General features: G+C 69.9%; 12 protein-coding genes and 5 pseudogenes. 5 read left to right on the forward strand and 12 right to left on the reverse strand.

Annotation, left to right across the window (positions count from 1 at the left end):
- Together ACZ52R_RS42635 and ACZ52R_RS42640 are read left to right on the forward strand one after the other, a co-directional pair.
- Nucleotides 1-98: pseudogene (locus ACZ52R_RS42635) on the forward strand (IS5 family transposase); the annotation flags it as partial.
- Nucleotides 99-648: 550 nt separating this feature from the next.
- The gene (locus ACZ52R_RS42640) at nucleotides 649-2,148 is read left to right on the forward strand and encodes an SDR family oxidoreductase (RefSeq protein WP_465755493.1); all 1,500 of its coding nucleotides are present in this window, start codon (nucleotides 649-651) and stop codon (nucleotides 2,146-2,148) included.
- An 811-nt stretch (nucleotides 2,149-2,959) separates the two neighbouring features.
- On the opposite strand, the pseudogene ACZ52R_RS42645 reads toward ACZ52R_RS42640, so the two are convergent.
- Nucleotides 2,960-3,940: pseudogene (locus tag ACZ52R_RS42645) on the reverse strand (hypothetical protein); the annotation flags it as partial.
- Between the two features lie 236 nt (nucleotides 3,941-4,176).
- A complete protein-coding gene (locus tag ACZ52R_RS42650) occupies nucleotides 4,177-4,896 on the reverse strand; it encodes a DUF4241 domain-containing protein (RefSeq protein ID WP_465755494.1) in 720 nt (239 codons plus the stop codon).
- 307 nt (nucleotides 4,897-5,203) lie between these two features.
- Here ACZ52R_RS42650 and ACZ52R_RS42655 point away from each other — a divergent pair, with 307 nt between their 5' ends.
- Nucleotides 5,204-5,407: a hypothetical protein gene (locus tag ACZ52R_RS42655; RefSeq protein ID WP_465626768.1), complete on the forward strand. Its 204-nt coding sequence runs from the start codon at nucleotides 5,204-5,206 to the stop codon at nucleotides 5,405-5,407.
- 281 nt (nucleotides 5,408-5,688) lie between these two features.
- Here ACZ52R_RS42655 and ACZ52R_RS42660 read toward each other — a convergent pair whose 3' ends face one another.
- Complete coding sequence (locus ACZ52R_RS42660) at nucleotides 5,689-6,141, reverse strand: DUF4352 domain-containing protein (protein WP_465755498.1); 453 nt, start codon at nucleotides 6,139-6,141, stop codon at nucleotides 5,689-5,691.
- A 4-nt stretch (nucleotides 6,142-6,145) separates the two neighbouring features.
- Nucleotides 6,146-6,679: pseudogene (locus tag ACZ52R_RS42665) on the reverse strand (transposase); the annotation flags it as partial.
- Between the two features lie 106 nt (nucleotides 6,680-6,785).
- On the opposite strand from ACZ52R_RS42665, the gene ACZ52R_RS42670 reads away from it, so the two are divergent.
- On the forward strand, nucleotides 6,786-8,381 hold the full coding sequence (locus ACZ52R_RS42670; protein ID WP_465755495.1) for an ISL3 family transposase: 1,596 nt from the start codon (nucleotides 6,786-6,788) through the stop codon (nucleotides 8,379-8,381).
- A gap of 37 nt (nucleotides 8,382-8,418) precedes the next feature.
- Here the strand turns inward: ACZ52R_RS42670 and ACZ52R_RS42675 are convergent.
- From ACZ52R_RS42675 to ACZ52R_RS42710, 8 genes and pseudogenes are all read right to left on the reverse strand, one after another.
- Nucleotides 8,419-8,957 (reverse strand): annotated as a pseudogene (locus ACZ52R_RS42675) (winged helix-turn-helix domain-containing protein); the annotation flags it as partial.
- A gap of 228 nt (nucleotides 8,958-9,185) precedes the next feature.
- On the reverse strand, nucleotides 9,186-9,785 hold the full coding sequence (locus ACZ52R_RS42680) for a hypothetical protein (RefSeq protein WP_465626798.1): 600 nt from the start codon (nucleotides 9,783-9,785) through the stop codon (nucleotides 9,186-9,188).
- 188 nt (nucleotides 9,786-9,973) lie between these two features.
- Complete coding sequence (locus tag ACZ52R_RS42685) at nucleotides 9,974-10,606, reverse strand: hypothetical protein (protein ID WP_465665162.1); 633 nt, start codon at nucleotides 10,604-10,606, stop codon at nucleotides 9,974-9,976.
- 266 nt (nucleotides 10,607-10,872) lie between these two features.
- Nucleotides 10,873-11,562, reverse strand: a complete 690-nt coding sequence (locus tag ACZ52R_RS42690; RefSeq protein WP_465755496.1) for an adenylate kinase family protein — start codon at nucleotides 11,560-11,562, stop codon at nucleotides 10,873-10,875.
- Nucleotides 11,559-11,735, reverse strand: coding sequence for a hypothetical protein (locus ACZ52R_RS42695; RefSeq protein ID WP_465626800.1), 177 nt, complete (start codon nucleotides 11,733-11,735; stop codon nucleotides 11,559-11,561). Before ACZ52R_RS42695 ends, ACZ52R_RS42690 begins: the two co-directional genes overlap by 4 nt.
- Nucleotides 11,736-11,873: 138 nt before the next feature.
- Nucleotides 11,874-12,155: a hypothetical protein gene (locus ACZ52R_RS42700; protein WP_465626801.1), complete on the reverse strand. Its 282-nt coding sequence runs from the start codon at nucleotides 12,153-12,155 to the stop codon at nucleotides 11,874-11,876.
- Between the two features lie 595 nt (nucleotides 12,156-12,750).
- A pseudogene (locus ACZ52R_RS42705) lies at nucleotides 12,751-12,979 on the reverse strand (ISL3 family transposase); the annotation flags it as partial.
- 451 nt (nucleotides 12,980-13,430) lie between these two features.
- A complete protein-coding gene (locus ACZ52R_RS42710; protein WP_465626802.1) occupies nucleotides 13,431-13,886 on the reverse strand; it encodes an LppU/SCO3897 family protein in 456 nt (151 codons plus the stop codon).
- Nucleotides 13,887-13,990: 104 nt separating this feature from the next.
- Between ACZ52R_RS42710 and ACZ52R_RS42715 the strand changes: the two genes are divergently transcribed.
- Nucleotides 13,991-15,229: a hypothetical protein gene (locus ACZ52R_RS42715; protein ID WP_465755497.1), complete on the forward strand. Its 1,239-nt coding sequence runs from the start codon at nucleotides 13,991-13,993 to the stop codon at nucleotides 15,227-15,229.
- Nucleotides 15,230-15,294: the final 65 nt, after the last annotated feature.

Consider the following 15,294-nt stretch of genomic DNA (forward strand, 5'->3'; position numbering starts at 1 on the left):
TCCCAGCCCGCTCCGAGGCCATGATCCACCTCGCGATGATCAGCCTCATGACCCGCCGACTCACCGGCGAAACCACCCCCACCTGGCGCGGCACCTGAACCCCCAGAGTCAGGGACGAAACGCCCAGTGAGCTGCAAGATCGCGACCGGGACGCCATCGGCGGGGGACTCGCATAGGGACCAACATCAGAACCCCGCCAGCCGGTCACCGGCATCACGCCGACACTCGGCGGCCCCGCTCGACGATCTCGGCCTTGAACTCCGGCGTGAACGAACGGCGAGGGCGCGGCTTCTTCTTCCCCATGCTCTCCATGATGGACATCATCCTTCCGGGGCCGAAGCCCCTGATCAGGAGTGTCTGTCAAAGCGAAGCAGGCCCGGGCAGGCCGATGGCCGGGACCGACGGCAGACCGCATCCAGGGCGGCTGCTGGAGGCCAAGGGCACGGAAGGCACCGGGGCCGCAGCGGTTCGAGCAGCTGGCCTTCGCCGCCACTGGGAACAAGCCCCGCACGGCTCGGCCGCCCGTCGGGGCACTGCTTTGCGTGTTCGTGTCCATCGCGCCGGCTCCGAAGCACATGCGCGATGCTGGTTACGTCGTTTCGGCACCGGCGCAGGCCCGCGAACGCGGCTTTCGAAGGAGGAGTCGACATGGATCCGCTGCAGCCCGGCCCACTGCGCTGCCTGGTGACCGGTGCGACCGGCTACATTGGCGGCCGGCTCGTCCCCGAACTGCTCGCCCACGGGCACACCGTACGGTGTCTGGTACGGGATCCCGGGCGACTGCGCGACCATCCCTGGCGGGCCCGGGTGGAGACCGCCACCGGTGACGTCACCCGCCCCGCAACCCTCGCCGGGGCCTTCGACGACGTCGACGTCGCCTACTACCTCATCCACTCGCTCGGCACCGGGCCCTCGTTCGAGGCAACCGACCGCGCGGCCGCCCGCGCTTTCGCGGCCGCCACGGCGGCCGCTGGCGTCACCCGGATCGTCTACCTCGGCGGCCTCGTCCCCGACTACGCGGCCGCAGACCTCTCCCCCCACCTGCGCTCCCGCGCCGAGGTCGGCCGCATGCTCCGAGCCGGCGGTGTCCCCACGGCCGAACTGCGCGCCGCCGTGATCATCGGCTCCGGCAGCGCCTCCTTCGAAATGCTGCGCCACCTCACCGAACGCCTGCCCGCGATGGTCACTCCGCGCTGGGTGTCCACCCGAATCCAGCCGATCGCCGTCCGGGACGTTCTGCGCTACCTGGTCGGCGCCGCATACCTGCCGCCCGGACTGAACCGCACCTTCGACATCGGCGGCCCCGACGTCCTCACTTACGGACAGATGATGCAGCGCTACGCCCGCATCGCCGGACTGCGCCGCCGCCTCATCCTCCCCGTGCCGCTCCTCACTCCCCGCCTCTCCAGCCTTTGGGTCGGCCTGGTGACTCCAGTCCCGGGCTCCATCGCCCGCCCCCTCGTCGAGTCCCTGCGCCACGAAGTCGTCTGCGGCGAACACGACATCGCCCGATGGGTGCCCGACCCACCGGAGGGCCTGACCGGCTTCGACCAGGCCGTCACGCTCGCCCTGCACCGGATCAAGGACGCCGACGTCGCCACCCGCTGGTCCTCCGCCTCGCTGCCCGGCGCCCCGAGCGACCCGCTGCCCACCGATCCCGACTGGGCCGGCGGCAGCCTCTACCAGGATGTCCAGGAACGCACCGTGACCGCGTCACCCGCCGCCGTCTGGAAGGTGATCGAAAGCATCGGCGGCGACAACGGCTGGTACTCCTTTCCACTCGCCTGGGCGCTGCGCGGCCGGCTCGACCGCCTGGTCGGCGGCGTCGGACTGCGCCGGGGCCGCCGCGACCCGACCCGACTACGGGTCGGCGACTCCCTCGACTTCTGGCGTGTCGAGGAAATCGAACCCGGCCGACTGCTGCGCCTACGGGCCGAGATGCGCCTGCCCGGGCTGGCCTGGCTCGAACTCTCGGTCACACCGGACGACGATCACGGAACGCAATACCGGCAGCGGGCGCTGTTCCACCCCCACGGCCTGGCCGGACACGCGTACTGGTGGGCTGTCGCACCGTTCCACACCGCGGTGTTCGCAGCCATGGCCCGCAACATCACCGAACGCGCCCGCCAGGGGCCGTCGATGAATTAGTGGTGCGTGTCGTGTCAGCTCTCGGGTTGATGTGATGTTCATGAGGTATCTGGTCAGCTCGCAGGGGTCGATGAGGCGGACGGGCAGGGGGGGCGGCGTGGTGTCCGTGTTCGTGCAGCAGGGGCCGGGTCTGCTGGAGGAGGGCGCGCATCTGGTTCTCCCCGATGCGCAGGAGGTGGGCGGTCAGCGAGACGGGCAGGAACGCGCTTGGCGGCTGTCAGGAACGCCGGATATCCCTCGAAGGCAACACCGACCACGACCACCGGGAGACGCCCGTGAGCACCCGTCAGCGCCCCGCCGAGCCCGACGACAACGACGACCAGGCCGACGCCGTCGAACCGGCCGAGCCGTCCCGGCCGGGACGCACCGCGTACCGGCGCGGCGCCGCCAACCCGAACGGGTCGACCACCGGGCTGCGCTCCGACGTCCTCGGCGCGCTCGGCGCGTCCTCAAGGTCGCCACCGCCGACCAGCTCCAGCGCCTGCTGCGGCCAGGGGCGGCGTCGAACAAGGCGGTCCGGCAGGCGCGCTCGGCGACCTCGCGCTGCATGGTCTGGGCGCCTCCGACGGCAACACCAGGGACCGGCACAAGACCTGGCGGCTGGAGGGCACGGCCGGGCTGGACGCGGCCGGGCAGGTCCTCGGCCTGCCCCGCCCCGAGATGGGCTCAACGGCCAAGGGCGCCGGCACCTCGGGCGCCCCGCACGCGATGGCCGTCAACGAGACGATCGCTGCGTTCGTCCTCGGCGGCAGCGCGCCCGGGGCCGCGGGCGGGGTGGGCACCGTGGCCGACTGGGCGACCGAGGTCGAGTTCCTGCTGCCGGGCGGGCGGCGAGGTGGGCGAGGACGTCGAGCGGGAGACGCGGGTGGTGCGCGAGCCGGCGCTGGACGTCGTGGCCGAGGTCGGTGGCCAGGGCGCGGATCAGAGGCTCGTCGATCGCGGGATTGTCCGCGAGCTGAGCCCGGACCCAGGCGACGGGATCCTCGGCGAGCTGCGCGTACACCTGGGGCGGCAGGTCGGGGCGGGCGGCCAGTTCCTGGCGCAGCAGCACCGAGGGGTGGCCGGCGAAGAGCGCGGCGGCGGCTGTGGGGGTGGCCGGGTTGCGCAGGGCCGCCTGCTGGATGTCGTGCACGGCCCACTCATGGGAGCCGTCGCAGGAGGCTCCTGGCGGAAGGCCGTAGTCGGGCTCCGGACAGTGAGCGTCGTGGACGAAAGGGGTCGGCTCGCGGTCGCAGACCGGGCAGGACCGAGCCGCGGGCAGCCCTTCGCCGGTCAGCAGCGCCGCCAGGAGGGCCGGTGGCGTCGCCTCGTTGGCCGCCACCGCGCGGCGGACCTCGGTGTCCGGGTGTCGTGCGAGCCGGGCGGCGAGGTCCGGCGTCGTCCACAGTGCGAGTTCCGCGACGACTCGCACCTCCGGGTCTGCGGCGAGCGCCAGCGCCACATCCGGCGGCAGATCGGGGCAGGCGGCCAGCTTCTCCCGGTGCTCTACCAGGGGATCGGTGGCGAACAGCCGGGCCCACTGCGGCCTGCCGGCGCCTTCTTCGAGCAGGGCGAGCGCCGCGCGCGGCTGCAGGGCGGGGTCGACGTCGTCGGCGGTGAGCCGGCCCTCGTACGCGAGCCGCACCGCGGCCTCCCCGAAGCGGGAGGCCAGCGCCGTCACCTGTGCACGGCTGAGGTCCGGGCGGCGGGCCAGGGCCTCGGCGAGGTCGGCGTCCGCCGCCGCGATCAGCCGGTCGGCCAGTTCGCAGGGCAGGGCCGGGTTGGCGGCCAGCCCGTACAGGACGTGATTCACAGGCGAGCATCCTGCCCGACACATGATCGAACGGCTCGTGGATTTCGGCGTTGCTGCCTGCCGTACCGGCATCCGACAGTGGCCCGAGCACGGCACCTGGCGGACCGGGCCTGCCCCGGTCGAGGTAGACGACAACCCCGCGAGGCGATCACCCTGCTGTGTCGCAGCCGTGACCGGGGACTTGGTGCCTGAGGGTTGTCCCGGCCCGGCGGCAGTCGCCAAAGGGCCGGGCTGTCTCAGTCCCACGGGCTGGTGGGCACTGGGCCGGGGGCGACGATCACGGCGATCTCGCCGTCGCGTGTGCGGCCTATCCAGACCTGGCCCCAGCCTTCCGGGACGCCGAAGGTCAGCAGGTCGGCCCGGTGGGCCTGGTCGCGGACCAGGTCGAAGTAGCCGTCGCAGAGGTCCTCACGGACCGGGTCGAAGCGGTTCTCGGTGTCCCGTCCGATCGGCGGGCAGCCGAAGCCGGCGGCGGCGATGTCGGCCAGGTCGCGGCGGAATGGCTCGGTGAGCGGCTGCCAGGCGGTGGCGTCGGCGAAGCAGCCCATGGCCTCCTCCGCGGTGAACCCCGCGCCGGCAGCGCGCAGGGCCGGGTCCTCGCCCACACTGAGGGCGAGCTCCCACGTGACCATCGGCTCGTCGCGCACGCGCAGGAGCGTCGCGGCGCACTCCCGGTACTCGGTGTAGTAGCCGTCAGAGAGACGGGGCAAGTTGGCCCAGGAGACGTCCACCCGGTACTCGCCAGGCGGGATGCGGACCGCGAGCTCGCGCGGCGGCCCGGTGATCCAGGGCGAGTCCACGACCAACCGGCCGCTCGGCAGCCGGATCGCGGTGACCTCCTGTATTTCGGCGATCTCGATCCAGCTGTACGGGGTGTGCGTATCGCCCCCGATCCGCGCACCCGGCGTGAACAGCCCGTCGAGGTACTCGCGTGTCTCCGGCCTGACCTCGTTCATGCCCGCCCCTCTTCCTCTCTCTCCTGGCAGCCGCCGTCCGGACCGTACAGGCCCCCACCGACAACCGCCCTGGAACCGCGTCCTGTCCCCGGCCAGTGCCGCAGGCCCGGCCCCGCAACGGCGGGGTTGGCGGGGCCGTCAGGCCCCCGGCCCACGGTGCAGGGCTGGGCGGTCGATCAGACCTCGGGGTCTCGGCGCGCGGCTACGGCGTCGGCGAGGGCGGTGCGGCGCTGCTGGGCCTCGCGGATGATCCGGCCGATCTGCACGTCGGTGATGCGCAGGCCCTGCCGGCGCGGGTCTTGCCGCCGTGTTCGGTGCCTGCGAGTTCGGCGACGAGGTTGGCGTAGACGCGCTGCTGGAGGGCGTCCTGACGGGCGATCGGGCGCCGTCGGCGCTTGATCTGGGCGGCGGCGTCAGCCGGTTCGGCTGCGAGCGCGAGCAGCAGTACCGCCGCGTACTCGTCGAGCGCCTCTTGGTGCTCGCCTGGCCACGTGGACGCGATGCCGGCTGACGTGCTGGCGCAGATCCCGGATGAGCCGGTTCGGTGGCGGGTCTGTGCGCTGCGGGCTGGGCCGGCAGACCGGGGGGAGAGGTCCGCCGGCCCAGCCCGTGCACTGCCCGCCCGCGCTCCTTGTTGCCACGATCCGCGGGGCAAACATCTCCGTCTCCCGCAGCGCGTCGGGTGGCCGTGCCGCGGCTGCGCGCCCGCCGACGGGCCGGGTGGGTCAGGAGGTTGCGCGACGGGGTCGCGCGGTTTTTCCAGGGCGTGCTGGAGCTGGTCGCCACACCGTCCTATGAAAGCGACCAGTAGGCGATCGCATCACCGAGAGGACTTGTCGCCGCGATCTTCGCGCCTGACCCCGATGCTGTGCTTGGGGCGTCGAAGGCGAGGTAGCCATGGGTTTTGTCTCCGGCGTAGAGATCTCCGGATGCCAGGGCAGGTGTGTAGCCGCCGGCCGTCGCGTCGGCGTTCCACCGAGAACCATCGGGAGCGACGAGTGTGAAGTACAGCGGGTTGAACGACGTTTTGCCCGACACCACCGTGATGTCCACCGTTGCGACGAGCCAGCCACCATGCTGGGCAGTGAAGACGCTGTTCCCACCTTGAGTGGTGTAGTGAGCCTGGCTCACTGTCTCCGTGTACTGCCCCTGGTCGTCCTTGACCTCGACTGGCGTCCCGATCTTGTACGTTTGTGGCCCTCCCTTGGTGCTACTGAAGTTGAATTCGTGATGTCGGTCTGAGATGTGGTCAGCCGTCCATGATCAGGCCGGTGGTGGCGAGGCATCCGTCGATGAGGTGAGGGCGGTACTGGAGTCTCTTCAGGCTGCGTTTGACGGCTCGGGCGAGTTGGTCGATGTCGGAGGCGGCGAGGTTGCCGATGGTGCGCTTGACCAGCGACCAGATGCCCTCTTGCGGGTTGAGGTCGGGAGCGTACGAGGGGAGTTGGAAGACGGTCAGCCAGTCCTTGTTCGCCTCGATGAACTCCTGCATCGGCGGCATCAGGTGGGCACGCAGGTTGTCCCACACGAGCACGATCGGACCGCCGAGCTGGATGTGCGCCCGGATGAGCAGGTCCCGGTAGTCCTGCCAGGTCAGGCCCTTCTTCTCGCCTTTGCGGCCCCGATAGACGTGGAAGCTGTAGAACATCCGCGAGCGCTGACCGGGTTTGTAGCAGCTCAGCCCCGCCATGGAGACCCGGCCGCCTCCTCGGCCGCGCACCCGAACCACGGGCGTGCAGCCGACCCGGCCCCAGGTCCGGGCGCGCGGCGGCCTCATCGACTGGTTCAGTCAAGATTTTCGTGATGCGGTGACGGAGCGTCATGCTGATCAGCTGACGTGCTCTGCCCGTACTCCGGTGCGCTGGTGACGCGCCGGTCGAGGCGGCAGGATGCTGCGGTCGTGTGAGGAGACGCTGCGGTGGTTGCTCCCGCATCTCGCTCCGGTGTTGGTGGAGCAGGTGCGGGTCGAGGACGGAAAGGTACTGATCGTCGCCCGAACCCGGGATGGCACGACCGTGCCCTGCCCCGACTGTGGTGTGCCGGCTCGGCGGGTGCACAGTCGCTACCGGCGCCACCTGGCCGACGCGGCCCTCGGCGGCCGCCCGGTCGCCATCGAGCTGTGCGTCCGGCGCTTGTTCTGCGACACCGCTCTTTGCACTCGTCGAACCTTCGCCGAGCAGATAGCAGAGCTGACCACGAGGTACGGCCGCCGCACGGTTGTCCTCGCCGAGATCGTTCAGGCGATCGCGTTTGCCCTGGCCGGGCGGGCCGGCGCCCGGCTGGCGGCCGTCCTGAACATTCCGATCAGCAGGACCACCCTGCTCAACGTGGTGATGGCGGCACCCGACCCGGTGCCGACCGCGCCCCGTGTGCTGGGCGTCGACGACTTCGCGACCCGCCGGGGCCGACGGTACGGCACCGTGCTCGTCGATCTGGACTCCCATCGCGTCCTGGACATACTGCCCGGGCGGGAGAAGGCACCCCTGGTGGCCTGGCTGTCCGCCCACCCCGGCATCGAGGTGATCTGCCGGGACCGAGCAGGCGCATACGCCGAAGCCGCGAACGTCGGAGCACCGCAGGCACAGCAGGTCGCCGACGCGTGGCACCTGTGGGACAACCTGGCCCACGCGGTCGAACGCACCGCCATCGCCCACCGCTCCTGCCTCACACCACCGCCACCGGCAGACCCCGAACCCAGGGCGGCGACTGCTCCCAACCCCACGCTCAACCCGGACACCGGAAGCGAGAAATGGCTGGTCACCCGCACACGCGAACGCCACCGCGCCGTTCAGGACCTGCTCGCCCAGGGATGGACCATCAGCGCGATCGGACGTGAACTCGGGCTGACCCGCCACACCACCCGCCGCTACGCGCGCTGGGAGAACCCCGAGGCACTCGCCGACCACGCCATCCGCACCACGCGCCTGGACGCCTACCGGCCCTACCTGATCAACCGGTGGAACCAGGGCTGCACCAACGCCTCCACACTCTTCCGCGAAATCCAGGCCCAGGGCTATCCAGGACGCACGCCCCAAGCCGTCCGCCGATTCCTTCGCCCACTGCGCGACACCGCGAAGACAGCCCCCGAGCCACCGCCGAAGCCCCAGAACCTCACCGGCTGGATCACCCGCCACCCCGGACACCTGCGAGCAGAGGAGGAGCGCCTGCTCGACGATGTCCTCTCCCGCTGCCCCGAACTGGCGGCCCTGCGCAACCACGTCCATGCCTTCGCCCGCATGGTCTGCGACCGCACCGGCACCGACCTCCCCGCCTGGATCTCCGCAGTCCGCGCCGACGACCTACCCCAGCTACACGCCTTCGCCGACGGACTCGAACGCGACCAGGACGCCGTCACCGCCGGCCTCACCCTGCCGTGGAGCAGCGGCCCGGTCGAAGGCCACGTCAACCGGATCAAGATGCTCAAACGGCAAATGTATGGACGAGCCACTCTCCCGCTCCTGCGCAAGCGCGTCCTACTCGCATGACGCTCCGTCACCGCATCACGAAAATCTTGACTGAACCCATCGACTGCCCGGCTTCGTCCTCGAAGACAAGCCAGGCCTCGCGGGCCGCCGTGGCGCTTTTACCCGCGGCCACGTCTCCTTCTTCCACAACTCGACGGCCGCGTCATCACGCTCGATGGCGCGGTGGGCCGGCTGCTGCCAGGACCAGCCGTGCCGCTTGCGTAGGACCCACGTGCCCTCCACGGTGTAGGAGACGTGGAACATCCGGCCGATCAGCGTCTTCACCCGAGCCAAGGTCCACCGCTGGTCGTCCCAGCCGTGGGCAAGCGGCCCACGCTCCAACTCCCGCTCCAGCCTCACGATCTGGGCATCAGAAAGCTTCGGACGACCCGGCGAACCCTTCGAGGCGATTCCTGCCGCGCCGTCCTCGCGCCACTGCCGACGCCAACGCTCCACCGAACGCACGCTCACCCGCAGCGCAGCCGCGATGTCCCGATTCTTCTCACCGCCCTCGAAGCGATCCACGGCCTGCCGTCGGATCCGCTCCCGCGCGGCCCTCTCCGCGTCGGTCAAACCGCCGCCCTGTGCATACCTCACAGCACACGACTACCGGGACGAACCCTCCAACGGCAGGCGAACGCTACCGCTTCACCCATCCGAGCGACATCACGAGTTCAACTTCAGTAGCCGCAGCGCTACTGCTGGAAGTAGGCGCCGAGCTCGCTGGACCGGTTGTCGTGTGACTAGAGGTGCAACCGGAGAGCGCGACCAGCGAAAGACCAGTCACGACCCCGGCCGTTCGAACGACCGAATTGCTTAACGTCGTCATACAGACGATCCTCGGCGCCAGCAAAGCCGCCCGCAGTACAACCGCGTCCAGCCGGGTTTAGGCCGCCAGCCGGGTCCGCCGCCGGGCGGCCGGGATGACCCTGGAGAACATCCAGCAAGCCCTGGAACAGGCCCAGTTCGAGGAACGCTGCGCCGACCGGCACCCCGACGCCCCGCCTCGGCCTCCTCTCCGGGCCGGCGGAACTGGGGAACCATGCCCTCGTGCAGCATCCGAGCCCGGTCCGCCTCGTCCTTGATCTGAGGACGCCTCACCCGCAGGTAGTCGTTGAGGGTGGTGTAGGCGTCCGCGGTGAACCCGTACTCGTCCCGCAGCCGGGCCAAGATCCGCTTGTTGGTGTGCCGCTGCTTCGGCGGCGCCGTCAGGTCCGCCCGCAGCATCTCGTCGATCCAGCCCTTGGCCGGGTCCAGCGCGGAGCGGCGGGTCACCGGCTCTTTCCGCTTCGGAGGCAACGCGCTGTCCAGGGCCTGGCGGACCACCCGGCGGTGGACCGAGTAACGGCGGGCCAACTCCCGGACCGAGGCGTTCTTCAGCCTCTTGTCTCGGCGGATCCGCTCGAACAACTCAACGCGCTGCAAGTTCTCGGCCTCCTGACACGGCCGTGACTACGAACTCACACAGCGTGATGCGGTTGCCGGAGCCCGGTCAATCCCGCACTACTCCATACGAGTGCACCCCACTGTTGGGCAGACACCTGAATCTGCCCAGGCCGGAACACACGAACAACATCCCGGGCCGCACCCGCCAGCCGACGCCGTCGGCCGCCCTATGGCTTTGGCGGCACGGCTGGCGTAGGCAGGTCGAGAACGCGGGCAAGGGCGGCAACGACCGGACCAGAATGCTCGGGCATCTGCTGATGGATCCAGGCGGTCGCCAGCACGAGGAAGTTGGTCAGGTCGCGCTCGACGCCAGCGAGCAGGTGACGGAGCTCGGCCATGGGCAGCTCGATCACCGGGCTGCCACTCTGCTCGGCGTTGACGGTGAGCCGGACGGTGTCGCCGAAACGTTCTGCAACCGGGGACACGGGCTCGTGGCCGAACCCAAGCAGGCTGCCGCCGTCGACGAAAACGTGCCAGTCGCGCCAGTCTTCCAGTCCGTCGCAGCAACCGGGCAGGAAGGCGACCCCCGTGGAGTGGTCGGTGACTCGCAGGCCACCGGCCGCGTAGAGGTTGTCGAAGGTCAGCAGTCCATGAAGGAAGGACTGGAGCGGGCCAGTCGGCCGTGGCGGGCGGGCACCATCAGGATCGATGTCGTTGCAGGCGATGATGCGCATCATCGCCGTCCCGACCTCGGCGGGTGAGAGTTCGCCGTTCAGGGGCAGGAAGGCGAACGGCTCGACTCCAGCGATAGGCCATAGGTCGAAGCCCTCGGGTGTGTTGATCTCCAGAACAGGCTGCATCACGATCACCTGGCGCAGTGTTCCGTACTCTTGCCCGTATCGCCTCTCGATTACGCCGAGCATCTCGCCTCTTCCGAACCCGGATCCAGAGGAAGAGCTGAGCACCCTTGGTCGTACTGGCGTGCAGACGCAGTTGCCGCCGACACCTCACCGCGCCGGCCGGCAGGTGGGGCCAACCTAAACCGTTCCTCGGTGGGGCCACTTGCAGGGTTCAGGTACGGATTTCGTGAAACCGATCGTGCTTCCGTGCGCTGGGTGACACTCCGTCACTTTCGGGTGGATGTCTGATGCTGTCGCAGCGCGGTGAGCGCGCGACTGGCTATCTCGTCGGGTGTGCCGACAGCGTCGACCGTGACGAGGAGCCCTTGCCTTGCGTAGTGCCGGATGATGGGCTCCACCATCGCTTCGTAACTGCTGAACCGGCCGCGGATGCTTGTCTCTTTGTCGTCCTCACGCTGATAGAGCTCACCGCCGCAGACGTTGCAGGCGTCATCGACGTCGAGGGTGTCCACCGCTGGCTCGTAGACGTGGGCCGAGTCGTTACGGCAGAGGCGACGGGCGGACTGGTGGCGGACGCGGCCCTCCACCTCCTGCTCGGGAAGGTGCAGGCGCACCACGCTGTCCAGGGGCGTGTCGAGTTCGTGGAGCAACTCGTCCAGAGCAAGCGCCTGGTCGGCGTTGAGCGGGTACCGGTCGAGGAGGAAAGCTGTGGGGGCCTGGCACAGGTGGTCCCGGACGACCTTATTGATGATCTCGTCCGGGAGTGGCCTGCCGGAGTTCATGATCTCGGCGGATCGGATCCCCAGGTCGGTGCCCTGGCGGAGGTGAGCGCGCATGAGATCGCCGAGGTTGATGCGCGGCACTGGCAGGGCCCGAGCCAGCGAATCGCTCGGTGTTTCCCACAGCCACGCCGGTGGTTGCAAGATGGCGATGCGAATCGAGCCCGTCGCCATCATCGGCAGATCCAGTAGCTGTCGCGGATCGGGTGCGTATATTGCTCACCGGTCGAGCGAGCCACCACGACACCGCCGTCCTCGTAGGAGACCCGGTCGCCCGCCGCGACGAACACCGGTGCGTCCAGCTCGACCTGGAAGTCGGCGTGGAGCAGGAACTCGCTGAGCAAGAGCATCCGCGGCAGCGGGGTAACCCCATCGATATTCAGGCGCACGACCCAAGCATCCCGCAGGGGCCGGTGCCACCGCGACTGGGTTCGGTCTGTCGGCGGCGGCTGGTCGTTTGTGGTTGGGCATGGATTCCGTGACGTCGATCAGCGGGCCGTGACGGTCTGTGGTCGGCGGCCGGCGGCGATCAGGAGGAGTCGTTTGCGTAGTAGGGGTGGTTTCGCTCTGCCGAACATGCTGCGCTTGAGCGCTTTCAGGTCGTTGACGCGGCCCTCGACCGGTCCGGACGACCAGTGGGTGCTCATGCCGTAGACGACGGCGTCGAGGTCGGGGAGCAGTCCGGTGACGAAGCCGGCCAGGCCGCACTGGTCGTCCGCGCAGACGTCGGCGATCCAGTGCGGCAGCCGGTCGCCTTCGCGGTTGGTCATGATGGTCGCGAAGGTGCGGACGTGGCCGGCGGCGGCTGTGAGTTCGGGTGAGCGGGCCAGCAGGGTCTTGAGCTGCGGCTGGTCGTCCTCGCGCAGGTGGTCGGGGTGGCGCGTGATCCAGCCGGCGGCGGCGTGTTCCCCGCGGCCGAACGCTCGGGTCGTAGCGGCCGAATGTAGTCGCGCAGGGTGCTGTAGCTGCAGCGTGCTCCACGTTCTTCCAGCTCGCGGTGGAGCCTGGACACGTTCGTGCAGCCCTCGGCCATGCGCTGTTCGAGGTAGGGCTTGAACCGGTCGGGTTTGCTGGTCCGGTCCTGCCATTTGGCCGTGCAGCATCGCGTCGGGGCTGGCGGCGCGGGCGTACTTGCGGACCGTGTCGCGCCCGAGACCGAGGCGTCTGGCGATCTCGCGCAGGCTCAGGCCCTGCTCCACCTGGGCGCGGACGGCGGCGTGGGTGTCGCGGAGCCGGTCGAGGAACTTCCCCTGCGGGAAGGGCTCGGCTGGCTTCTCTCGGCGATCTGGGCCGTTTCCGGCGCGGGCTCGGGCAGTTCGACGAGGTCGCGGAGCAGTGCACGGTGGCGGGAGACGAGGCGTTCGACTGCTTCGCCGAGGTTGTGCCAGACGTGCCATTTGTCCGCGCAGTGCTGGGCGTTCGGGGCGCCGGTACGGGCGCCGTCGGCGAAGACCTGCGCGCGGTCGCGGCAGACAATCTCGACGCCCGGGTGCTCGCGCAGCCAGGTGGCGACGCTGTCAGCGTCGCGGTCCGGGAGCAGGTCCAGGGGCTGGTGGGTCTCGCAGTCGACCAGGATGGTGCCGTAGCGGCGGCCCTTCGGGTGGCGAAATTCGTCAATGCTGTCGACGGTCAGCCAACGTGCAGCAGGAACACCGTGTGGTCCCGGTCCGCGGGAGCGAGGCGAAGGTTGCCTTCGCCCGCACCGAAGACCAGGCCGAACGTCAGCAGTGTCCGGGAGAAGGCTGGCCCGGATCGGCTGGAGTGCCCCACGTGCGCGCAGGACCGTGCCGCAAGGGGACCTGGGTCCGCTGATGCGGCCCGCCCCTGCCGGGCCCGGCCGCCGCTCTCCAACCGCCTTCCTCGGAGCAGTCATGAATCCGTCCGCCCCGGCTGCGCGGGGCGGTGCGCGCGGGCCGGCCGGGCAGTTCAGCGGGGTCGGCCAGCACCTTCACCAGCGGTAGAACGTCGCCTGCGCCGGCAGCTTCCCCGCCTCGGGTAGCAGTGCCCCAGGAATCCCCTCCAGGTCCGCCGGAACCTGTGAAACGTCAGCGGGTCTGACCGTACTCGTCGGGCCAGTTGGGGAGCGGGACAGGGCCGCCCGGCCGATCGGGGTTGAGGGCCAGACAGAGCACGACGACGCTTGTCGATCGCTTTTGGGTGTACGAGCCGAAGACCTCGGGCCCTTCGCCGTAGCACGGCTGGTACTGGCTGGTGTCCCGGATGACCTTGACGACCTTGTACTGAGCCTCCAGCTTGCCGCAGTCCACGATCTGCAGATCCGCTCTAGACGCGACACCGCGATCATGCACGCAGTCACCGACCTGGGCAGCATCCGCCTCGGTCTTGCTCAGCCAGCCGGCGACCAGCAGCCCGACGGTGGCCAAGGCGACCAGGATGAGTGGCGCCCGCACGGTCTTGCCTAACCGGCGCAGCCGCGAGGAGGGGGTCGGTTCGGAGGTGGTCGGGTGTGGGTTGGCGGCTCGGAGCAGCGGGGACGTCATGGCAGGTCCTTGCGATCAGATCATCGGATTGTGGCGCCGAACAGTAGCGGATCTTGTACGGGGCCGGCGTGCCGATCTCCCCCTGACGGCGTCGGGCCGCCCTGGTGTCCGCGATCTGCCGCCCAGCACGCCCACGCCATCAAGCACGGCCTGCGCCCCAACAGCTTCGGACCATCGAGGTACGCCTGACCACCGTCCGCGACTTCGCCCTGCATGTGCACGGCCAGGGCACCACCACCTGGGCGAGCGTCAGCACCCACGACGTGGAGGCGTTCCTGGCCCGCAACCCGTGCCGCCGTGCCGCATCGCTTGCCGGACTGTGCCAGTTCTTCGCCCACGCCCGCCGCGCCGGTCCGATCCTCCACAACCCCACGGCACCGCTGGACGCCCCGCAGCACCGCGGGTTCCGCGGCCCTACCCTCACCCTCGACCATCAGCGCGCCCTCTACCGGCGATGGACCACCAACCCGGACACCTGCCCCCACGAAGCCCTCATCGGCCTTGCCGCCCTCCTCTACGCCACCACCACCACCGAACTGCCCCACCTGACCAACGCCGCCGTGGACACCGTCCGCCGCACGCTGCACTTCCCCGGCCGCCCGGCACCCACCCCACTCGACACCGCGACCTGGCACGCCCTTCAGCGCTGCCGGGACCACCGCGCCCGCACCGGATCGGCCAATCCCCACATCCTCACCACCCGCCTCACCGCCACCACCCGCGCCCCCGCCCCGCCGGCGCCGCCCACATCCGCGACAGCCTCACCCCCGTCGGCCTGCTCCCGCCCGTCCTGCGCAGGCAGCCCGGGGCCCGGGGGGAACGGCAATCGGCGCGTCCTCACCTGCGAGGACCTGAAGCCGTCGGGGGCTGTAGCCCTGAATGGTGGCGGATGGGTCAACTACCTGCCGTCGGACGCTCAGGGCCGTAACACGGGAGTCAACGCCTGTCTCGGGGGGAAGCCCAGTTCCAGCCGGGGTGAGGACGCGACCGGCAACATCCGGGGCTGGAGCGACGCTCAGAAGCGTGCGACCACCCTTGGGTTCACTCCGAAGTCTGATCTCGCCCGCTGCCACTCTGTGCCGCGCATGGCCGGCGGAACGTCGGACGAGCGGAACGTGACGCCGTGCTTCCAGCGGGGGGCCAACATCAACCAGCGAACCGGCGGCAGGATCGCCAGCAGCATGCGGACATTTGAGACCAGATCCGGGAAGATCATGCCTCAGGGTCCTGTGCTGTACGACGTGCTTCCGCAGTACACCGACGACAAGAGCACCATTCCGAATGGGTGGGGGATGGGGTTTTACGGCTGGGACGCTAGGGAGTGTTCTGAGTTTGGATCATGATGCGGGTCTCAGGCTGCGGAGCCAGATGACGGCACCGCACAGGTGCAGGCCGGCTTCGTAGCTGG

The organism is Kitasatospora sp. NPDC034023 (assembly GCF_055575795.1).